General features: G+C 63.7%; 12 protein-coding genes and 3 tRNA genes. 6 read left to right on the top strand and 9 right to left on the bottom strand.

Annotation, left to right across the window (positions count from 1 at the left end):
- Window positions 1-9 precede the first annotated feature (9 nt).
- The 5 genes from AC4D2M_RS14515 to AC4D2M_RS14495 form a co-directional block, all read right to left on the bottom strand.
- Window positions 10-252: a hypothetical protein gene (locus AC4D2M_RS14515; protein WP_490892596.1), complete on the bottom strand. Its 243-nt coding sequence runs from the start codon at window positions 250-252 to the stop codon at window positions 10-12.
- A 103-nt stretch (window positions 253-355) separates the two neighbouring features.
- A complete protein-coding gene (locus tag AC4D2M_RS14510) occupies window positions 356-532 on the bottom strand; it encodes a YbdD/YjiX family protein (protein ID WP_490892595.1) in 177 nt (58 codons plus the stop codon).
- Window positions 532-2,829 carry a carbon starvation CstA family protein gene (locus AC4D2M_RS14505; RefSeq protein ID WP_490892594.1) on the bottom strand — a complete coding sequence of 766 codons (2,298 nt, stop codon included), beginning with the start codon at window positions 2,827-2,829 and terminating at the stop codon, window positions 532-534. The genes AC4D2M_RS14510 and AC4D2M_RS14505 overlap by 1 nt, the downstream gene beginning before the upstream one ends.
- A gap of 131 nt (window positions 2,830-2,960) precedes the next feature.
- Window positions 2,961-3,200 carry a hypothetical protein gene (locus tag AC4D2M_RS14500; RefSeq protein WP_490892593.1) on the bottom strand — a complete coding sequence of 80 codons (240 nt, stop codon included), beginning with the start codon at window positions 3,198-3,200 and terminating at the stop codon, window positions 2,961-2,963.
- A 70-nt stretch (window positions 3,201-3,270) separates the two neighbouring features.
- The gene (locus AC4D2M_RS14495) at window positions 3,271-4,245 is read right to left on the bottom strand and encodes an NAD(P)H-quinone oxidoreductase (RefSeq protein WP_490892592.1); all 975 of its coding nucleotides are present in this window, start codon (window positions 4,243-4,245) and stop codon (window positions 3,271-3,273) included.
- Between the two features lie 75 nt (window positions 4,246-4,320).
- Here AC4D2M_RS14495 and AC4D2M_RS14490 point away from each other — a divergent pair.
- Both AC4D2M_RS14490 and AC4D2M_RS14485 read left to right on the top strand, forming a co-directional pair.
- A tRNA-Ser gene (locus AC4D2M_RS14490) sits at window positions 4,321-4,408 on the top strand.
- A gap of 260 nt (window positions 4,409-4,668) precedes the next feature.
- Window positions 4,669-9,144 carry an ExeM/NucH family extracellular endonuclease gene (locus AC4D2M_RS14485; protein ID WP_490892591.1) on the top strand — a complete coding sequence of 1,492 codons (4,476 nt, stop codon included), beginning with the start codon at window positions 4,669-4,671 and terminating at the stop codon, window positions 9,142-9,144.
- Between the two features lie 140 nt (window positions 9,145-9,284).
- Here AC4D2M_RS14485 and AC4D2M_RS14480 read toward each other — a convergent pair whose 3' ends face one another.
- Together AC4D2M_RS14480 and AC4D2M_RS14475 are read right to left on the bottom strand one after the other, a co-directional pair.
- On the bottom strand, window positions 9,285-11,201 hold the full coding sequence (locus AC4D2M_RS14480) for an FAD/NAD(P)-binding protein (RefSeq protein ID WP_490892590.1): 1,917 nt from the start codon (window positions 11,199-11,201) through the stop codon (window positions 9,285-9,287).
- Window positions 11,202-11,264: 63 nt separating this feature from the next.
- Window positions 11,265-13,631 carry an ATP-binding cassette domain-containing protein gene (locus AC4D2M_RS14475; protein ID WP_490892589.1) on the bottom strand — a complete coding sequence of 789 codons (2,367 nt, stop codon included), beginning with the start codon at window positions 13,629-13,631 and terminating at the stop codon, window positions 11,265-11,267.
- 93 nt (window positions 13,632-13,724) lie between these two features.
- On the opposite strand from AC4D2M_RS14475, the gene AC4D2M_RS14470 reads away from it, so the two are divergent.
- Both AC4D2M_RS14470 and AC4D2M_RS14465 read left to right on the top strand, forming a co-directional pair.
- Complete coding sequence (locus AC4D2M_RS14470; RefSeq protein WP_490892588.1) at window positions 13,725-15,815, top strand: prolyl oligopeptidase family serine peptidase; 2,091 nt, start codon at window positions 13,725-13,727, stop codon at window positions 15,813-15,815.
- A gap of 64 nt (window positions 15,816-15,879) precedes the next feature.
- A tRNA-Ser gene (locus tag AC4D2M_RS14465) sits at window positions 15,880-15,967 on the top strand.
- 98 nt (window positions 15,968-16,065) lie between these two features.
- Here AC4D2M_RS14465 and AC4D2M_RS14460 read toward each other — a convergent pair.
- Complete coding sequence (locus AC4D2M_RS14460) at window positions 16,066-18,180, bottom strand: RecQ family ATP-dependent DNA helicase (protein WP_490892587.1); 2,115 nt, start codon at window positions 18,178-18,180, stop codon at window positions 16,066-16,068.
- Window positions 18,181-18,303: 123 nt separating this feature from the next.
- On the opposite strand from AC4D2M_RS14460, the gene AC4D2M_RS14455 reads away from it, so the two are divergent.
- Window positions 18,304-19,710, top strand: a complete 1,407-nt coding sequence (locus tag AC4D2M_RS14455; RefSeq protein ID WP_490892586.1) for a phosphomannomutase/phosphoglucomutase — start codon at window positions 18,304-18,306, stop codon at window positions 19,708-19,710.
- Window positions 19,711-19,790: 80 nt separating this feature from the next.
- On the opposite strand, the gene AC4D2M_RS14450 is transcribed toward AC4D2M_RS14455, so the two are convergent.
- Window positions 19,791-21,650 (bottom strand): phosphoenolpyruvate carboxykinase (GTP), encoded by a 1,860-nt coding sequence (locus AC4D2M_RS14450; RefSeq protein WP_490892585.1) that lies wholly within the window; start codon window positions 21,648-21,650, stop codon window positions 19,791-19,793.
- Between the two features lie 293 nt (window positions 21,651-21,943).
- Here AC4D2M_RS14450 and AC4D2M_RS14445 point away from each other — a divergent pair.
- A tRNA-Arg gene (locus AC4D2M_RS14445) sits at window positions 21,944-22,019 on the top strand.
- Window positions 22,020-22,069: the final 50 nt, after the last annotated feature.

The following is a 22,069-nucleotide window of genomic DNA, read 5'->3' as shown; positions in this document are numbered from 1 at the left end:
ACCTCAGCGTCAGCCCTCCTCGAGCTCCTCCGCGCGGCGGTCTGCGTACTCACCGGCCGGGCTCAGGCCCGGGACCTGCTGCCCGGCGTTGAGCTGCCCGGACGTGAAGTGGTCCTCGGAGAACTCGGGGCCGCCGTCGTTCTCTTCGGTGGGTACATTGACGTCCTCACGGAGATGTTCGTCGTCGGATGTGTCCGCCGGGGCGGGAACGCTGACGTCTTCGCGGAGATGTTCTGGCAGATTCTCAGTCATTCCTCCAGCAAACCACGCCGGCGTTCGGGGCGCTAGGGACATTGAGCGCAGACAAGGCGGGTCCGACCGCAGTCGAACCCGCCTTATCTTCCGTGTTTCGGCCCTAGCAGCAGCGGCCCTCCGGATTGGCGTCCTGGCGATCAGTCTTGTCACGCCAGAACTGACGCTCCGTCATAGGGGGCTCGCCGCTGTGGGTGGCCGCGTGGTGGTCGAGATACTGCTGGTACGCGTTCTCTCCCATCACACCCTTGAAAAGCCAGATCAGCTCCTTGACGCTCATCAGTGACCTGCCCGTGCCGGTTTCTTGTCCTCCGGCAGCCTTGCCCACTGCGCTTCGAGTTCCTTCTCCGCTGGCGTCGCAATCAGGCTCGCCGGAGCGAAGATGCGCGAGGGGACCGCAGGATCCTCGGCGCTCGGCCCTCCGCCCGCGCGGTACGCCCTGATGGTGGCCATAACCGCCGTAACGATGACGATGATCGCCAGGGTCACGAAGAAGATGGACAGTGTCCCCTGGATGAAGGTGTTGCGGACGACCTTTTCCATCGCCTCGACCGTAGGCGCATTGCCGAAGCTCTCCTCTCCTGCGGCCAGGGCGTTCCGGAACGCCATGTGGTTGGCCCAGTAGCCCACGGCTGGAACCGGCGAGAAGATCTTGAGGAATGACGCCGAAATGGTCACCACTGCCGCAAAGGTCAGCGGCAGCGCCGGGATCCACAGGTACTTGAAGGCGCCCTTCTTCGCACAGATCGCCATGCAGACGGCCAAGGCAATGGCCGCAAGGAGTTGGTTCGCGATACCGAAGAGCGGGAACAGGGTATTGATACCGCCCAACGGGTCCGTAACTCCCATGATCAGAATCGCGCCCCAACCGGCCACCATGATGGCCGTACAGACCCAGGCGCCCACCCGCCACGAGGTGTCCTTGAACTTCGGGACGAAGTTGCCGATGCTGTCCTGCAGCATGAACCGTGCAACCCGGGTGCCGGCGTCGACCGCTGTCAGGATGAACAGTGCCTCGAACATGATTGCGAAGTGGTACCAGAACGCCATCATGCCTGCGCCGCCGATGAGTCCCTGCATGATCTGTGCGATGCCGACGGCCAGGGTCGGCGCACCGCCGGTGCGGGACACGACCGATTCCTCGCCGACGTTGGTGGCAAGGGTGCTCAGCGCCTCAGGGGTGAGGTTCACACCGGTCAGTCCCAGTCCGTTGACGAACGCCACGGCGCCCTCAATGGTGCCCCCGGTTGCTGCGGCGGACGAGTTCATCGCGAAGTAGATGCCGCGGTCGATCGACAGCGCCGCAACGAGGGCCATGATCGCCACGAAGGACTCCATGAGCATTCCGCCGTAGCCGATGAAACGGGTCTGGCGTTCCTTCTCGATCATCTTCGGGGTGGTTCCGGACGCAATCAATGCGTGGAATCCGGAAAGCGCACCACAGGCGATGGTCACGAACAGGAAGGGGAACAGCGTTCCCGGCACAACGGGGCCGTCTGCACGGGTGGCGAACTCGCTCACTGCCGGGACGTTGATCTCCGGACGGATGATCACGATCGCCACAGCCAGCATGACGATCGTGCCGATCTTCATGAAGGTGGAAAGGTAATCCCGGGGAGCGAGCAGCAGCCATACCGGCAGGACAGCCGCGATGAAGCCGTAGATGATGATGCCCCAGGCAATGGTGACGCGATCGAGCGTGAAGAGGGCGACGCCCCACTCGGTCTCGGCAATCCAACCACCGGAGATGATCGCCAGCATCAGCAACGCGAACCCGATAAGGGATACTTCGGACACCTTGCCTGGCCGGATATAGCGCAGGTAAACGCCCATGAACAGCGCGATGGGGATGGTCATCGATACGGAGAACACTCCCCACGGGCTTTCACCGAGCGCATTGACGACGACGAGCGCCAGAATCGCGACGATGATGATCATGATGGTGAGGGTTGCGATCAGGGCTGCGGTGCCGCCGATCAGGCCGAGTTCCTCGCGTGCCATCTGCCCCAGCGAACGTCCGCCGCGGCGCATTGAGAAGAACATGACCAGGTAGTCCTGGACTGCGCCGGCGAAAATCACTCCAAGGATGATCCACATGGTGCCGGGCAGGTAACCCATCTGCGCGGCGAGTACGGGGCCGACCAGCGGGCCGGCACCTGCGATTGCGGCGAAGTGGTGACCGTAGAGCACCCGGCGGTCAGTGGCCGCGTAGTCCTTGCCGTCCGCCTTGTACTCGGCGGGGGTGGCGCGGCGGTCGTTGGGTTGCAGGAGCTTTCGCTCGATGAACTTGGAGTAGAAACGGTAGGCGATGAGGTAGGTGCAGACCGCCGCGAACACGAACCAGATCGCGTTGACCGTCTCACCACGGACGATGGCCAGCATTGTCCAGCTCACGCCACCGAGTAGGGCGATGCCTACCCAAATGGCGATTTTCAACGGCGTCCAGCCGCGATCTTCCTTATCCGGGTCTACCGCGGTAGGCGGTAGGGTCGGATCCTGGACGAGGACCTCTGTGTCCCCGCTCCGTTGGACGCGGCTCGCCCCCGCCTGCCCGCGACCAAACTTGCTCTCACTCATGGTGCTCCCTTGAAGTCGAGTGGATTAACTTCTCGAAGGTAGCAGCGGGGTGAGGTCTACGTCACAGCTTGTTGACGCGTCAGATCGGGGAAGCGCCGAACGGCGCTAACTATGAGGTGAGCGGCGTGCCGTCAGTGAGAGGGGTCATCCCGACCGTCACGGGAGTTGGAACCCTCGCTGAGGCTGGCATGGGTTTCCGTCCGTGGATCGGGCCCTTCTTCGGCGGTGTCACGGGGGCTGCTCTCGACGCCGTCATTCACCTGGTCGGCGAAATTTTCCGCCCAACCCTCGGCGGCGCGTTCCAGGCCCGACTCTTCGTCCTTGCCGTCAGGTGCGCGGTCCGGTTCGCCTTCTGCCCTGTGCTTTGCCATGGTTCCTCCTTGGAATTCCGGTGGGTGCTAGCTTGTCATATCGTCCGGAATCTACAAAGCAGCCTTAGTGTCACTGAAGCGTCAGAAGTATCTTGCCCGTGTGCTCACCCGAGTCGAAGTACTCGTGCGCCTGCGCCACGTCGACGAGGGGAAACGTCCGGTCGACGAGCACGGAAATCGACCCGTCGGCGATAAGGGGCCAGATGTGCTTGTACACGCCGGCCATGATGGCCGACTTTTCCTCCACAGGCCGCGCACGCAGCGTTGTCCCGGTCACGGACGCGCGCTTGGCCATGAGGGTGCCCAGGTTCAGCTCAGCCTTCGCGCCGCCCTGCAACCCGATGACCACGAGCCGGCCCCCGGTCGCCAGCGCCTCAACGTTGCGGCCGAGATATTTGGCTCCCACGACGTCGAGAATCACGTCCGCACCGCGGCCGGCTGTGGCCGAGTCCACCTCCGCGACGAAGTCCTGTTCCCGGTAGTTAACGCAGACCTCCGCACCCAGGGAACGCGCGAAGTCAAGCTTTTCCGGGGTTCCCGCAGTCACGATGGTCCGGGCGCCCAGCGCGCGTGCAAGCTGGATGGCCATTGTGCCGATTCCACCGGACGCGCCGTGAATGAGGACCGTCTCCCCACTGCATAGTCCTGCAGTCAGGACCAGGTTGGAGTACACCGTCGCCGAAACCTCGGGCAGCCCTGCGGCGGACACCAGGTCCACGCCGTCGGGCACGGGAAGAACCTGCCCGGCGGGGACCGCAACCTGCTCGGCATAGCCACCGCCGGCGAGAAGCGCGACGACCGCGTCGCCGGGTTGAAGATCCGAGGAACCTGCGTCGGCAATTCGCCCCGACACCTCCAGGCCGGGGTACTCGGACGCCCCGGAGGGCGGCGGGTATAAGCCCCTGCGTTGCTGTACGTCCGCCCGGTTCAGCCCGGCCGCAACTACGTCGATCAGCACTTCATCGGCTTGCGGGCGAGGTGGTTCTACAGCCGACACTTCAAGGACGCTCGGTTCACCGAACTCGCGCAGCACTACGGCTTTCATCGTTGCCCTTCCGGATCTACCCAGCTGGTCAGGAGTTTTGTACAGCCTGCTCTGCATGAAACACTATTGCCTTGAGGAAGGTTGTCCGAGCGGCCGAAGGAGCTGGTCTTGAAAACCAGTGGACGGTAACCCCGTCTCAAGGGTTCGAATCCCTTACCTTCCGCATCGAGCTGAGCCGAGCTCACCAGTTGCACCCCGGTCCTTCAGGGCCGGGGTGCTTCTGCGTTATGGGGGCTGCGTCGGTGAGATATGTTCCCCGCGAGGTAACCGCGCGTTCACTGCGGCGTGATTGGCTTGCCGCGGCCGGAATGTCAGCGGCAGTTCCTATAGTCACTTTCGTGGCCAGCTCCGCCGAAGCTCAGCGCCGAAAGCGGGCATCACTCGCGGCCGTAACCCGGCCAAAGCCAAGGAGAAACAGAACGAATGAAAAATTCGTGGAGGGGCGCGCTGTGTTCAGCGCTTTCGGTGGGGCTGCTTGCCTCGCCGATGGCGTTTTCGCCAGCCAGCGCAGAGAAAATCGTCGACGCGCAAGCCGGTGCCGGCGTCGTTATCAATGAGGCATACGTCAACGGGGGCAGTGCCAACGCACCGTTCACCCACAAGTTCGTTGAGCTGATCAACACCACTGTCGCGCCAGTGAGCCTCGATGGCTGGTCGCTGCAGTATCGCTCAGCGTCGGGGGCTGCAGCACCGACCGGTGTCGCGCCGTTGAAGGGGACCATCCCGGCGAACGGGCACTTCCTTGTGCAGGGCGGCAGCAACAGCAGCAACGGCGTAGCGCTGCCGACGCCGGACGTATCCAGCGGTGCACTCAACCCGAGTGGTTCCAGCGGAACGATCGTGCTGTCCAACCAGGCCACCGCGCTCAATGAGCTGGCGATGGGCTCCGTTGTGGGAGCGCCGGGCGTCATAGACCTGCTGGGCTATGGCACATCCAACTCTTACGAGGCAGCGCGTGAGGAAGGTCCAGCCGGTACGGCGACCCTTTCAATGAACCGCGCGAATGGCGTGGACACCGACAACAATCAAGTGGACTTCACCGCTCTCGACGCCGTAACGCCCACCAACACCGCTGGTGAGACGGCCGGAAGCGAACCCGAGCCACAGCCCGAACCTGAACCGCCGGCTCCCGGTCAGGTCATTCCGATCGACCAGATTCAGGGAACCGGTGACACAACCCCCTACGCGGGCCAGGTTATGACCACCCGCGGCGTTGTGACCGCCGCCTACCCTTCCGGCGGATTCGACGGCTACTACATCCAGACTGCGGGAACCGGCGGAGACCTCGGGCCCGATCATGCAGCATCGGACGGTATCTTCATCTACTCCCCTGCGACGGTTGCTGACGTCGCTGTCGGCGACTTCGTTGAGGTAACGGGCACAGCAGGCGAGTTCTTCAGTCTCTCGCAGATCACGGTGCTCGCCGGCGGAATGACCAAGCCGGCCGAGACCGCCGAAGCGGTCAAGGCAGCCTCTGTCGCCTACCCGGCCGATGACGCCGGGCGGGAAGCGCTGGAGGGAATGCTTGTCCAACCGGCCACCGGCTTCACCGTCACCGACAACTATGCGCTAAACCAGTACGGTGAGGTCACTCTCGCCGCAGGAGAAACTCCCCTTGTCCAGCCGACGGAAGTTGCACCGCCGGGAACCGCCGAGAACGCTGCCGTTGCTGCTGACAACGCCGCACGCCGCGTCAAGCTCGACGACGGCGCCACCACCAATTTCCTCCGCGGCGCCATGGATCAGCCGCTGCCCTACCTCACACCGGAGCAACCGGTGCGGGTCAATTCGTCGGCAACCTTCACGGCGCCGGTCGTACTGGATTTCCGCAACAGCTCCTGGAAGTTCCAGCCGCTGACCGCCCTCACCGCCTCAAACGCGGCGGAAGTACAGCCCGTCGCGTTTGAGGGAGCGCGTCCGGACGCGCCGGAGAACGTGGGCGGCAACGTCAAGATCGCATCCTTCAACGTGCTGAACTACTTCACCACCACCGGTGACCAGCTCAACGGGTGCACCTATTACGAGGACCGCGCCGGCAACCCCATCACGGTCCGCGGCGGGTGTGATGCCCGCGGTGCAGCAAACGCGGAAAACCTTGAGCGCCAGGAAGCGAAGATTGTTGCGGCAATCAACAGCCTCGGAGCCGACGTCGTGTCCCTCGAAGAAATTGAGAACTCGGCGAAATTCGGCAAAGACCGGGACGGTGCCCTCGCCACGCTAACCGCCGCATTGAATGAGGCTACTCCGGGCGTCTGGGACTACGTTCGTTCACCGGCCCAGCTGCCCGCTATCGAGAATGAGGACGTCATACGCACCGCCTTCATCTATAAGAAGGCAGTCGTCGAGCCGGTAGGCGAGTCGATCATTCTCGATGACAATGTGGCGTTCTCGAACGCCCGCAAGCCGCTGGCCCAGTCCTTCAACGTCGTCGCCGGCGAGGATTCCACCAAGTTCCTCGTGATCGCGAACCACTTCAAGTCCAAGGGGTCGGGCTCCGGGGAGAACGCCGATCAGGGTGACGGTCAGGGTGCATCCAACGCTGATCGTGTTGAGCAGGCAACGGCTCTCGTGGCCTTCGCTGATCAGCTGAAGACGGACGCCGGAACCGACAAGGTCTTCCTTGCCGGTGACTTCAACTCCTACTCGGCTGAGGATCCCATGCAGGTCCTGTACGACGCCGGCTACATCAACCAGGGCACCAAGACCGACGGATACTCCTACGTCTTCTCGGGACTCGTCGGGTCCCTGGACCACATTCTTGCCTCTCCCGCAGCTGACGCGACGGTCTCCGGTGTGGACGTGTGGAACATGAACGCGGTGGAGTCCGTCGCGCTGGAGTACAGCCGCTACAACTACAACGCAACCAACTTCTACGAGCCCAACCAGTTCCGGGCGAGTGATCACGATCCCGTGATTGTCGGCTTGAATCTTGCGCCCGCTGACAGCACAACTGAGCTCAACCTCATGGGCATCAATGACTTCCACGGCCGAATCGATTCGAACACCGTGAAGTTCGCTGGAACCATCGAGGAACTGCGCGCCCAGTACGGCGAGGAGAACTCCCTGTTCCTCTCCGCCGGAGACAACATCGGAGCTTCGCTCTTCGCCTCCTCAGTCGCGAACGATCAGCCTACGATCGACGTCCTCAACGCGCTCGACCTCAGGGCTTCGGCTGTAGGCAACCACGAGTTCGACGGTGGTTTCGCTGATCTGATCGGCCGTGTAGCCGACGCCGCAGAGTTCCCCTACCTTGGCGCCAACGTGTATCAGAAAGGCACCACAACTCCCGCCCTTCAGGAGTACGAGATCGTCAACGTGGGTGGGATCGATGTCGCTGTCATCGGTGCCGTCACCCAGGAAACACCGTCACTGGTGAGCCCGGGTGGGATCTCGGATCTTGATTTCGGTGATCCGGTCGAGGCCGTGAACCGTATTGCCCAGAGGATCGAGGACCAGGAACTCGCTGACGTCATCATCGCCGGATACCACGAAGGAGCCGGAGACGGCGCCAGCGGTTCCTCGATCGAAGAGGAAATCGCCGCCGGCGGAGCGTTCGCGAACATTGTCACCGGCACCTCGCCGCTGGTGGATGCCATCTACACGGGTCACACGCACAAGCAGTACGCGTGGGATGCCCCGGTACCAGGCGTTGAGGGTGAAACCCGTCCGATCGTCCAGACCGGCTCCTACGGTGAGTTCATCGGTCAGATCACGCTCACCGTGGACAACGCCACGGGCGATGTTGAGTCGTATACCGCGCAGAACATCGCGCGCACGGCCACCGATCCGGCAACTCTGGTAGCCACGTACCCCCGGATCGCCGAAGTGAAGTCGATAGTGGATGCCGCGCTCGCTGAAGCGAAGGTTATCGGCAGCCGCCCGGTTGGCTCCGTGACCGCCGACATCACCACCGCTTTCGCCGACGGCGCCCGAGACGACCGCAGTTCCGAGTCGACGCTCGGTAACCTGGTCGCCGATTCTCTGCGTGCATCGCTTTCATCTGATGAGCGGGGTGGAGCGGACATCGGCGTCATCAATCCGGGTGGGCTCCGCAACGAGCTCTACTACGGCGAGGACGGCGTCATCACCTACGCGGAAGCGAACGCGGTCCTGCCGTTCGTCAACAATCTTTGGACTGTCACACTGACCGGCGGGCAGTTCAAGACCATGCTGGAGCAGCAGTGGCAGCCCGAAAGTGCTTCCAGATCCTTCCTGGCCCTCGGGCTGTCGGACAACGTTTCCTACACCTACAACCCGGATCTCGCAGCGGGCTCCCGCATCACGTCGGTCACCATCGACGGCGCGCCCCTGGACCCTGCCAAGGAGTACCGGGTCGGGACGGTCAGCTTCCTGGCTCAGGGCGGTGACAACTTCACTGTCTTCCAGCAGGGCACCGACGTCCGCGACTCAGGGCTCGTGGACCGCGACGCCTGGATCAGCTACATCGGGCAGAACAGCCCCCTGTCGCCGAGCTTCGACCGTCGGGGAGTGATCGTGAAGGATGCACCGACCACAGTCAAGGCGGGCGACTCCGTCACCTTCAGTGTTGCAAACCTGAACCTGTCCTCGCTGGGCAGCCCGGCAAACACCAGCTTGTCGGCGAGTTTCATTGACGGCGCCGGAAACGTCACCGAACTAGGCACCATGTCCGTCACCGACGGCGCAGCTGAGGTCACCGTTGCAGTTCCCGAGGCAACGCCGGGGGCGGGAAAGATCGTCCTGGTTGCGAAGGAATCCGGCACTACGGTGAATGTTCCAGTCACCGTAGAAGCGGCCGCCGGAACCGAGTGCGTCGCCCCGGTCAAGCCCGAGCGTGGATCCAATGCCGAGAAGCCGAACAGCTTCGGGCAGGCAATGGCCGAGTACCGAAAGTGCCTCGCGGACGCTCGCCGCGGCTAGAACGCAACGGCGGCTTATGTAAAAACTCTCGAACAGAGAAAAGCGCTCCTCCCCAATCAGCGGAAGGGGCGCTTTTCTTTTCTCGTGCGCCGGTTGCGGGCCAGCCCGCCGGCCAAGTCGCCAGGGTGACCAGCGGAACGTCAGGAGAGGATCGCCCGTGCGATGTCGTCAGCGTCGCGTAGGGTCCGGCTTCCTGCGTCAAGGGAGGCGCCCGCCTCGGCGGCGATCGCGGTCCCCCACTGGACAGAGGTGAGCTGCAAACCCAGGACGAAGAGATTTTCGTGCGCCAAACCGTTCGCACCCACCGCCCGGTACGGCGGCTTGGTAACGTCGAGGCCGGGGGAAACCTCCGGCACGCCACCCTCGGACATTGTGGTTCGCGCACGCACCAGCCCATCCTCGAGCAGCCGGCGGAGCAGGACCGAACGGTTCTGATCCACCCGGTTGGCCGGCATCATCGCCTCGACGAGCACGCCGGCGTCGTACTTGGTTCCCACCACCCATGGGGAGGACACAGCGAACCTTCCGAGCTCCTTGTTCAGCTCGTACCGCGGCGCCGGACCGGCGAAACGCACGACGCCGGCGCGTGCCAGTGCGGCAAGCTGCTCAATCCGCAGGGCGGGCGGACCACTCGCAAGGCCCTCGACGAGCGGCTCGAACCAGCCCCGTAGTTCCGCGGTCCATGACGCCTGCGTGATACCACCGTCGGAGACGACCTGTTTGATCACTGTACGTCCCGCGTTCATGGCACCGATAGCCATCTTGAGGGGATCATCTTCGCCGCGGTCGGACCCGGCGGCATCCTCTTCGAGATAGTGCAGCACGGCCCGGTTGTATTCCTCCGCTGAGGCAAACCGGTGCCGTCCGAACGGCCGGGCGAGCGCTTCGAGATCCAGCCGATCGGCGACGGGTACCGCCGCGTCGAGGAGTTGCTCCAGCCGGCCGGGCCATGCAGTGTCTGAGTCCTCGAGCACGTCCTGGAGCGATGTAAGGAAGGTATCCGCCAATCCCGATGTGCTGGCGAGCGTGCTGTAGTAGGCCCAGATGGCGTCACGGTGCAGCAGCGGCCAGAGGTCGTGGTCGAAACCGGGCTGGATCCCGTTCGCCGCGAAACTGCAGGCCCGCTCCAGAGTGCAGTAGCGGAGGCGGACGCTACGCGGAACGTAACTGTCCAGTTTGGCCTTCGCCCGGTACGGCGTACCCCGCCGGGACCCCGCGATGACCAGCGGCTCCCTCCCCGAAGGCCGGTATGTCAGCGCCCGGCCGGCCGGTTCGCCGCTGGGAACAAACGTCCCGCCCCGACCTTCGGTTAGGTGGGTGATGATGTCGAAGAAGTTCAGGCCAAGCCCGCGCACCAACACGGGCTTGCGCGCCGGAAGCCGGTTCCAGTCAGCGTCAGCCGGCACATTCGGCGGCCAGTACTGCAGCCCGAAGCGGGCTGCGCCGTCACGCAGCGCTTCCTGCTCCGGATTCAGTTGCGCGGGGAGATGGCCCAGTGCAAGCACGACGGCGTCACTCATCACCATGCCCCCGTCGCCGAGCTCGACCCGGAAGCCCTCTGACAATGACTCGACGTGCTGTGCCTCGGCGCGGTGCTCGACGACGGAAAAACCGTCACCAAAGCGCTCGGTGAGCGACGCGTAAACCCATTCGAGGTAGCGGCCGTACAGCGGCCGGCTGGCGAAGTCCGCGGAGCTGAGCGACTCAAGCTCTTTCCAGTCCTCATCACCGAGCCGGTCATCCGGTACCGCGGTCATCATCTGCCGCCAGTCGTCAAAGGACCAGGGAACAAGCGACTGCGCGCGCTCCGCGGCAGCCTCTCCGACGGGAACCACGGTGGGAAAGAGCGCCGGGGTGTTCATGAGGAAATGCCGCGACTGGTCAGTACGCCACACGTGCCCCGAACCGGGGTTATAGGGGTCGATCAAGTGCACCGTGGTACGTGGCCGGTGTGCCTTGGGGCGGGCAGCCCAGTTCGCAGCGAGGCGTTCAAGGACGGAAGTGCCGCGCGGACCAGCGCCGATGATGGCTACCTGTACTGTCCGCGTCGCTTCCATCCATCTAGGTTATCGGCCGCGCAGGGCGGTCCCGTTCAGCGAAGTCCGCACAGCGGAGCGCGCTCAGCTGCCGCCCACATAAGCTGCCAGATGCTCACCCGTCAGGGTGGGACGGTCACGCTTGTGCCCGTCCACGAGCTCTACCGGCGTTCCCTCGAAAACGATACTGCCGCCGTCGTGCCCGGCCCCCGGACCGAGGTCGATGATCCAGTCAGCGTGGGCCATCACTGCCTGGTGGTGCTCAATAACCAGAACCGATTTACCGGAGTCCACCAGTCGGTCCAGCAGTCCGAGCAACTGCTCCACGTCGGCGAGGTGCAGGCCGGTGGTCGGCTCGTCGAGGACGTAGATGTCACCCTTCTCCCCCATCTGCGTGGCGAGCTTGAGGCGTTGCCGCTCGCCTCCCGACAGTGTGGTGAGCGGCTGGCCGAGGCTGAGGTAACCCAGACCTACGTCGGCCATACGCTCCAGAATCTTGTAGGCGGCCGGGGTGCGCGCATCACCGTCACCGAAGAACGCCGTCGCTTCGGACACCGGCATGGCGAGAACCTCGGAGATGTTCTTCCCGCTGAGCGTGTACTCGAGCACGGCGGCCTGGAACCGCTTGCCTTCACAGTCCTCACAGGTGGATTCCATGGTTGCCATGACACCAAGGTCCGTGTACATGACACCGGCACCGTTGCAGGTGGGACAAGCGCCCTCGGAGTTGGAACTGAAGAGGGCGGGTTTGACGCCGTTTTCCTTGGCGAAGGCCTTGCGGATCGGCTCGAGCAGCCCGGTATAGGTGGCAGGGTTGCTTCGCCGTGAGCCGCGGATGGCAGCCTGGTCGATGACCACAACGCCGTCGCGCTGTGCAACGGATCCGTGGATAAGTGAGCTCTTGCCGGACCCGGCCACACCGGTGACGACGCACAGCACCCCGAGCGGGATGTCGACGTCGACGTTCTGGAGATTGTGCATCGATGCTCCCCGCACTTCCAGAGACTTCCGGGAAGGACGTACAGCCTCCTTGAGCTTCGCACGGTCGTCGAGGTGACGGCCGGTGATAGTGTCGCTCTTCCGCAGCCCTTCCACGGTTCCCTCGAAGCAGACCGTTCCGCCTCCGGTGCCGGCTCCCGGTCCGAGGTCGATGACGTGGTCGGCGATGGTGATCGTTTCAGGTTTGTGTTCCACGACGAGCACGGTGTTGCCCTTGTCCCGCAACTGCAGCAGCAGTTTATTCATGCGCTCGATATCGTGGGGATGGAGACCGATGCTGGGTTCGTCGAAGACATACGTCACGTCGGTAAGAGAGGAGCCGAGATGCCGGATCATCTTGGTTCGCTGCGCCTCACCGCCGGAAAGCGTACCTGCGGGCCGGTCAAGTGAAAGGTAACCCAAACCGATTTCCGCGAAGGAGTCCAGGAGGTGCTGCAGGCCCTTGAGCAGCGGAGCCACCGACGGCTCCTTGAGGTCCCGCAGCCAGTACGCGAGGTCGCTGATCTGCATGGCGCAGACCTCGGCGATGTTCTTTCCCGCGATCTTCGAGGACAGCGACTCCTTCGTGAGCCTTGTCCCCTTACAGTCCGGGCAGGTCTGGAAGGTCACCGCGCGCTCCACGAATCGCCGCACATGCGGTTGCATGGCTTCCGGGTCCTTGGACAGCATCGACTTCTGGATCTTGGGGATGATGCCTTCGAACGTGAGGTTTATGCCCTCGACCTTGATCTTCGTCGGCTCCGCATAGAGCATCGTGTCGAGCTGCTTCTTGGTGAACTTCGCGATGGGTCTGTCCATCGGCAGGCTCATGCCCTCGAACAGCCTGCCGTACCACCCGTCCATCGAATATCCGGGCACAGTCAGTGCGCCGTCGGAGAGTGATTTGGTCTCGTCGTACAGGGCGGAGCGGTCGATGTCGCTGACGTTGCCCATACCCTCGCACCTCGGACACATACCCCCCAGATAGACAGCCTCGCTGACCACGCTCTTCTCCACGCGGCCGCCCTTGTCAGTGGACATGACGCCGCTGGCCTTGCGGGTCGGGACGTTGAAGGAGTACGCGGTGGGTGGACCGACGTAGGGCGATCCGAGCCGGCTGAAGAGGATGCGGAGCATCGCGTTGGCATCGGTGGCCGTACCAACGGTGGAGCGCGGGTTGGCGCCCATTCGCTCCTGGTCAACGATGATCGCCGTGGTGATCCCTTCAAGCAGGTCGACGTCGGGCCGCGCGAGCGTCGGCATGAACCCCTGTACGAAGGCACTGTACGTTTCATTGATCATCCGCTGGGATTCCGCTGCGATTGTGGCGAAGACGAGGGAACTTTTGCCCGAACCTGAAACCCCGGTGAACACAGTCAAGCGCCGCTTTGGAATCTCGACGCTGATGTCCTTCAGGTTGTTTTCCCGGGCGCCCTGCACACGGATCAGGTCGTGGGTATCCGCAAGATGCATAGCCTCATCTAATCAGTTTGTCCCTTCGATGGGCAGACCCTTGTGTAGGGGGCAAGAAAGACGCCCGGCCGGCAGGTTGCCTAAGATAACGGTATGACGTCCACCACACAGCGGCATGACCCGATAATCGACGACGAGTTCCTTTGGCTTGAGGACATACACGGGGACAAACCCCTGGAGTGGGTGCGCGACCAGAACGCGGTCACTGAGGGGGTCCTCGTCAACGAGGCGTTCCTGGCCGGGGAACAGCGTCTGCTTGAGGTGCTCGACTCCACGGATCGCATTCCCATGGTGGGCAAGCGCGGCGAGCACTACTACAACTTCTGGCGCGACAAGGATCACCCCAAAGGGCTGTGGCGGCGGACCACCTGGGACAGCTACCTGACCGATGCCCCGGAGTGGGACGTCCTTCTCGACGTCGATGCCCTGGCGGCAGCGGAGGGCCAGGAGTGGGTATGGGGCGGCGCGCTCCTCCTTCGCCCACCTGCCGGCGAGCCATATCGGCGTGCGCTGATCGCCCTCTCCCCCGATGGCGGCGACGCACAGCGCTACCGCGAGTACGACGTCGTTGACCGCTCCTTTGCGGAGGGCGGCTTCGACATCCCGGTGGCGAAGAGCAGAATCAGTTGGGCCGGGCCGGATGCACTGCATGTCGGCACCGACTTCGGGCCGGGGTCCATGACCACGAGCTCCTATCCGCGGACGGTGCGGACCCTGCGCCGCGGTGAGCCGCTGGAAGTTGCGCAGCTGTACTTCGAGATTCCCGAAAACTCGATGATGGCTGCCGTCATGCATGACCAGACGCCGGGTTTCGAACGCGACGTCGCTTCGCACATTGTCGACTTCTACTCCAGCCGAACCTATCTGCGCCGCGAGAACGAGTGGGTGCGCATCGACGTCCCCGACGACGTCAACGTGTCGCTGCACAGGGAATGGCTGTTGCTCCGTCCCCGAACCGATTTCGAACTCGATGGCGTGACCTACCGCGGCGGTTCGCTCCAGGCTGCGCTGTTGGAGGATTTCCTCGCCGGAAACCGCGCGCTGACTCCACTGTTCGAGCCGGATGCGCACACCGCCCTGCAGTCCTGGAGCTGGACGCGCGATTACCTTCTGCTCAACCTTCTCAAGGACGTCTCCTCGGAGATCCGCGTGCTCAACCCGGCCGACTCCTGGTCGGCTGAGCTGCTGGACGCCTGCCCGCCCCTGCACTCAGTGGATGCTTACGCGGTGGATGACGAGGACGATGACGCTGGCAACGACTACTGGCTCATCGCGACCGGCTTCCTCACACCGACCACGGTGGTGCGGGGCACCATTGGTGGGGTGCATGAGGAAGTGAAGGCGTCGCCGTCGTACTTTGACGAGTCGTCCTTCACCGTCGAACAGCACTTTGCGGTCTCCAGTGACGGCACCCGGGTGCCCTACTTCCAGGTGGCGTCGAAAGAGCTGGTGCTCGACGGCGGCAACCCGACCCTGCTCTCCGGGTACGGCGGATTCGAGCACGCAATGACGCCGGTGTACAGCGGGGTCACCGGCAGGGGCTGGCTGGAGCGCCGGACCGCTGATGGCCGCCCCGGAGTGTATGTGCTCGCCAATATCCGGGGTGGTGGCGAATACGGACCTGCCTGGCATCAGGCAGCGCTGCATGCCAACCGGCATCGGGCGTACGAGGATTTCGCGGCCATAGCGCAGGATCTGGTGGACCGCGACATTACGCGCCCGGAGCTGCTTGGCTGCACGGGCAGGAGCAACGGCGGGCTGCTGGTAGGCAACATGCTGACGCAGTATCCTCATCTGTTCGGGGCAATCTCGTGCGGCGTACCGCTGCTGGATATGAAGCGGTACACCAAGCTCTCCGCCGGGTATTCGTGGATCGCCGAGTACGGTGATCCGGACAAGCCGGAGCAGTGGGAATACGTCCGGACGTTCTCGCCGTACCACCGGTTGCAGGAAGGTGTGGCCTATCCGAAGACGCTGATCTGGACCGCGACCAGTGACGACCGTGTCGGCCCCGTCCAGGCACGCAAGATGGCGGCGCGGATGAAGGCGCTTGGGGTCGACAACGTGTGGTTCCACGAAGCGCTTGAAGGTGGCCATGCCGGTGCATCGGATAACCGCCAGGCGGCGCGCATGCACGCCATGTCCTACGAATTCCTGTGGAAGGCACTCACCGGCCAGCTGTAGGGCGGGCTTATTTTGCTCTTGCCCGGAGGTTCTGGGTAGTCTTGGGTGGCTAGTAATAGCTGCTGGAGACGTGCCAGAGCGGCCGAATGGGCTTCACTGCTAATGAAGTGTGGGCCTAAAGCCTACCGGGGGTTCAAATCCCCCCGTCTCCGCGTTGTGAAAAGGCGCCCCGGTTTGGTTACCGGGGCGCCTTTCCTTTTGTCGTCAGCCGGATGTCTACGGCCGGTTCAGGCTCCACCAGGCCTGCACGTCAGGCCTTCAGCGCCAGCACAAAGGGAAGTACTTCCTTGGCACCGGCCTGGCGGAGCGCCCGTCCGGCTACCGTGAGGCTCCAGCGGCTGTCTGCGAAGTCATCGACGAGCAGTACCGGCCCCGGGTTTGCCCCGAACCAGGCACGGCCTTCTTCAGGCACCGCGAACCTGTCCCACACCGAGGCAAGACGGAACGCACTGTTGCCGCCGGAGCTCCCGCTCGGCCACCCCTGGGGCAACTGCAGGGTCCCGAGGTACGGAATGCGGCCGACACCAGCCAGTCCCTCGGCGAGCGAACGGATGAGAAGGGGCCGCCGTCGTGATGGCATGCCGACGACCCCGACCGGCCGGGCGTCCCATTGCCACTCGGACAACACACGAACACAGGCCTGCAGGGTAGCCGGATCCAGGGGTGCGTCCTGGGATGAGTCCGCGAGGAGTTCACGCACCCGGTTTCCCCAGCCGAGGTCCGTCATACGTGCGAGCGCGCGCCCGGCGGAAACCTGCCGGTCTCCAGCGATGCGCCCCTTGACCGGGACGCTGAGCTTGTCCATCCCGGAAGGCCACTGCCCTCTGGGTTCAACGAGAACGCCGACCCGCCCGAGTGCGCTGCCGGCGCTTTCGGACGCGTCGTGGGACACCTCATCCGAGTACCACGGCCCTGCGCAGTTGTCGCATCTGCCGCACGGCGCCGCAGCAGGATCATCCAGTGCTGCGGCGAGGAACTCCATGCGGCAGCCGCCGGTGTTCTCGTAATCGAGCATTGAGTTCTGTTCCTGTACACGGGCCTTGGATATCCGCGCGTAGCGCTCGCGATCATAGGTCCAGGGTTTTCCGGTGGCCTGCCAGCCTCCTGTGACCTTTTGCACGGCGCCGTCCACATCAAGCACCTTCAGAAGGAGTTCGAGCGGCGAGCGCCTCACGTCCACCCGGGTTTCCAATGCCGGTGTGGAAAGAACCGCGCCACCGGCCAGCTCTTCGAGGATGCGCTGGGCTTTGTCTTCAGCGGGCATCGACGACGTGGCGAAGTATTCCCAGATCTCCCGGTCCTCGTTCCCGGGAAGCAGAAGCACATCAGCATTAGGGGTCCCACGGCCGGCCCTTCCCACCTGCTGGTAGTAGGCAACCGGGGAAGATGGCGCGCCGAGGTGAACCACGAAGCCGAGGTCCGGCTTGTCGAAGCCCATACCGAGCGCGCTGGTGGCGACCAGTGCCTTGACCTCGTTGTTCTTCAGGGCCTTCTCTGCCGATTCCCGGTCTGCCGGGTCGGTACGCCCTGTATAGGCCAGCACCGCGTGCCCGCTTTCACGCAGAAGGCGTGCCGTGTCTTCCGCCGCGGAGACTGTGAGGGTATAGATGATTCCGCTCCCGGGAAGATCTCCGAGGTGAGTCAGCAACCATGCGAGCCTGGAACGTGGGCTGGGAAGGCGGAGCACACCGAGCCGCAGCGACTTGCGGGCAAGCTCGCCGCGCAGCGTATAGACGGCAGTGCCGTCTGTGCCGAGTTGATCCTCAACGTCCTTCACCACCCGCGAGTTCGCGGTAGCCGTTGTCGCGAGCACAGGGACGCCCTGCGGCAACGTAGTAATGAGATCGCGGAGGCGGCGGTAATCGGGCCGGAAATCGTGGCCCCAGTCAGAGATGCAGTGGGCCTCGTCGATCACCAGCAGCCCTGTGCGTCGGACAAGTTCGGGCAGCTGATTCTCCCGGAAGGCCGGGTTGTTGAGCCGTTCGGGGGATACAAGCAGAACATCGAGCTGGTCGGCGTCAAGCAGGGCAGTGATCTCCTGCCACTCCGTCTGGTTCGCCGAATTGATAGCCGCGGCTCGCACGCCCGCCCGTTCAGCCGCCGCAACCTGGTCCCGCATGAGGGCGAGCAACGGGGACACGATGAGGGTTGGCCCAGCGCCTGCAGCACGCAGCAGAAGGCTCGCAACGAAGTACACCGCTGACTTTCCCCACCCTGTGCGCTGGACCACCAGGGCGCGGCGGCCGCCGTTGACCAGCGCCTCGATAGCCTCGAACTGTCCCTCGTGGAAGGCGGCGTCCTTACGCCCCACGAGCGTTTCAAGAATCGAAAGTGCCTGCTGGTGGAGGGTGGTTGTTTCAGCCATGCGCCCCAGTATGGCAGTTGCTCCTGACGCATTCGCCGCCCGTTTGCGCAGTGTGGAGATCCGCCGTCATCCATTACTCCCCCGCCCATGGAAGGACCGGCCTGAGCAGTTAGACTTTCCAGCGTGAACACAACCATCGACCTTTCCGCATCGTTCAAGGCCTACGACGTACGAGGGATCGTTGGTGAGACCATCACCGTGGAGTCCGTCCGGGCGGTCGGCGCGGCTTTCGTCGATGTGCTGCAGCTCTCCGGGAAAACGGTTCTGGTGGGTGGAGACATGCGCCCCTCCTCCCCCGAGTTCTCCGAGGCGTTCGCTGAGGGAGCGACCACCCGCGGTGCGGATGTCGTGTTCCTTGGCCTGATTTCTACCGACGAGCTCTACTACGCCAGCGGAACCTATAACGCAGCGGGCGTCACCTTCACCGCCAGCCACAATCCTGCTCAGTACAACGGCATGAAGATGTCCCGTCCCGGCGCGGTTCCGGTGTCTTCGGAGACGGGCCTCGCCGAAGTGCAGGAACTGGCCGAACGGTATCTGGCGGAAGGCACCATTCCCGTGGCCGACCGGCGAGGCTCCACGTCCTCGCGGGACGTCCTGAAGGACTACGCCGAGTACCTGCGTTCACTCGTGGACCTCTCTGGGAGCCGTCCGTTGAAGGTGGTCGTGGATGCAGGCAACGGCATGGCCGGGCTCACCACTCCCGCAGTACTGGGCGCCGAGTACCTGGACGCGCTTCCGCTGGACATCGTTCCGCTCTACTTCGAGCTTGATGGCACCTTCCCCAACCACCCCGCGAACCCGCTCGAGCCGGAGAACCTGCGCGACCTGCAGCGGGCTGTAGTCAGCAACGGGGCGGACATAGGCCTGGCGTTCGACGGCGACGCCGACCGGTGCTTCGTCATCGACGAGCAGGGCAACCCGGTATCGCCCAGCGCCATCACCGGCATGGTCGCGAGGCGGGAGATCCGCCGGGCGCAGGCGGCCGGGGAGCGGAAACCGGTCATCATCCACAACCTCATCACCTCGCGCGCCGTGCCTGAACTCGTCCGGGCCGAGGGCGCGCAGCCGGTGCGCACCCGGGTTGGCCACTCATTCATCAAGGCCGTCATGGCAGAGGAAGGCGCAGTCTTCGGCGGAGAGCACTCGGCCCACTACTACTTCCGTGAATTCTGGAATGCTGACACTGGAATGCTGGCGGCAATGCATGTACTCGCCGCGCTCGGCGAGCAGGATCAGCCGCTGTCAGAACTCGGCCGGGAATACGAGCCCTACTTCGCGTCCGGTGAGATCAATAGCCGGCTCGATGACGTCGGTTCCGCCACCGCGCGGGTGCGGCAGGAATTCGAAAACGACGGCGTCACGGTGGATGAATTGGACGGTCTCACGTTCACTGCCGAGGACGGCTCCTGGTGGTTCAACCTCCGTGCATCCAACACCGAACCGTTCCTGAGGCTGAACGCCGAAGCCGAAGACCCCCAGACCCTCGAAACCCTCACTGCCGCTGTACTCGAGCAGATCCGCCAGTAGCAGCCGGTCCGGAGAATGCAGTGTGGCCGGCTCCGCGTTCATCGCAGAACCGGCCACACAAGTCACTCAGCACGCGTCCGCTAAACGGCGAATCGCGCCTTGAGCCGCTGCAGCTCACTGGAAAGCTCGTCCGGCAGCGAATCGCCGAACTGCTGGTACCACTGCTCGATTCCTTCGAGTTCCGCTGCCCATTCCTCCCTGTCGACGCGAACCGCCTGCTCGACGTCAGCAGGCCTGAGGTCCAGACCGGTCAGGTCGAGGGAATCCGGCGCGGGCACGTACCCGATCGGCGTTTCGACTGCATCGGCTTCGCCTTCGAGCCGCTCAATGATCCACTTGAGTACGCGGGAGTTGTCGCCGAAGCCCGGCCACGCGAAACCGCCGTCCGCCGTGCGGCGGAACCAGTTCACCAGGAAGATCTTCGGCAATCGGGCCTGGTTCGCCTTCCCGCTGACCTTCAGCCAGTGGCTCAGGTAATCACCGGCGTCGTACCCGATAAAGGGAAGCATAGCCATCGGGTCGCGGCGGACCCTGCCGACCGCGCCGGCAGCGGCGGCCGTAGTCTCCGACGACAGTGTGGAGCCCATGAAGATTCCGTTGGTCCAGTCTCGCGACTCGGTGACCAGCGGGACCGTGGTCTTGCGCCGGCCGCCGAACAGGATGGCCGACAGCTCAACACCCTCCGGATCATTGAACTCCTCGGCGAGCATGTCAATCTGGTCAATCGGCGTGCAGAACCGGGCGTTGGGGTGCGCGGCAGTTGCGCCCGAGGAAGGCGTCCACTCCTCACCCTTCCAGTCCGTCAGGTGCGCAGGCACTTCCTCGGTCATGCCCTCCCACCAGACACCGCCGTCGTCGGTCAGTGCCACATTGGTGAAGATTGAGTTCCCCTTGGCGATAGCGCGCATGGCATTGGGGTTGGTTCCCCAACCGGTGCCGGGCGCTACGCCGAACAGACCTGCTTCGGGATTGATCGCGCGGAGTTCGCCTTCTTCACCGAAGCGCATCCAGGTGATGTCGTCGCCGAGTGTTTCGACTTTCCACCCCTCAATGGTCGGGTCAAGGAGGGCTAGGTTCGTCTTGCCGCAAGCGGAAGGGAAAGCTGCGGAGACGTAGTAGGTCTTGTTCTGCGGCGAGGTGAGCTTCAGGATGAGCATGTGCTCCGCCAGCCAGCCCTCGTCGCGGGCCATCACGGAGGCGATGCGCAGCGCGTAGCATTTCTTGCCGAGCAGCGCGTTTCCGCCGTATCCGGAGCCGAAGGACCAGATGGAGCGTTCCTCAGGGAAGTGCACGATCCACTTCTCGTCGTTGCACGGCCACGGGACGTCCTGCTGCCCGGGTTCGAGCGGCGCACCGAGGGAATGCAAGGCTGGAACGAATTCGGCGTCGAGCTCCGTCAACCGGTCGAGGACCCTTGTGCCGATGGTTGCCATGATGCGCATGGACGTGACGACGTACGCGCTGTCAGTGATCTCCACGCCGAATTTAGGGCTCGAGGCGTCAAGGTGGCCCATGACGAACGGGATCACGTACATGGTCCGGCCGCGCATGGAACCGGCGAACAGGCCGCGAAGCTTCTCCTTCATCGCGTCCGGGTCCATCCAGTTGTTGGTGAACCCTGCGGCACGCTCGTCACGGGAGCAGATGAACGTCTGCTCTTCGACGCGGGCAACATCGGCCGGGTCGGAGAACGCCGCAAAAGAATTGGGGAAGATCTCAGGGTTGAGGCGTGTGAACGTACCTGCGGAGACCAGCTCGTCGGTGAGTTGGTTGTTCTCCTCTTCGGATCCGTTGACCCAATACACCCGATCCGGCTGGGTCAGCGCGGCAGTTTCCTCAACCCAGGCCAGCAGTCCCTGGTGGGTTGTCGGTGCGGATGTTGCTGCATCCCGGTCAGTCGCTCGGTCCGCGAGCAGCGGCTGTCGCGCAAAATCGCCCATTTCTCTTCCCTTCGTTGGGTGGATGGTGTGTATTGATGCTAGGGGTGGGGTCCCGGGCAACTTCCGCGACCGCTCGCTTTTACTTCCGCCCGGATTCGTGGTGATCCGCGAGTTTCTGCGGAATTTGATGGAGCACCGTAACACCTGGTGTGACGAAGGTCACATAGACCGGTCTATACTACCTGCGGGTAGAAAACGCCCATCAACGCCAATTAGCATTAGGTTCAGAATGGCTGTAAAGTTATCTACGGCCAAACGGCCATGAAGAAGTCACTAAAATCGGCTTTTGAATTGCGTGCGTAGCTCAACGGATAGAGCATCTGACTACGGATCAGAAGGTTGGGGGTTCGAATCCCTTCGCGCGCACCAGACCAACCGCCCCGGGCAACCGGGGCGGTTCTGCGTTAACCTTCCTGAAC

It is taken from the genome of Arthrobacter sp. TJ-270 (genome assembly GCF_058269075.1).
This window is presented reverse-complemented; position numbering and strand designations above follow the sequence as displayed.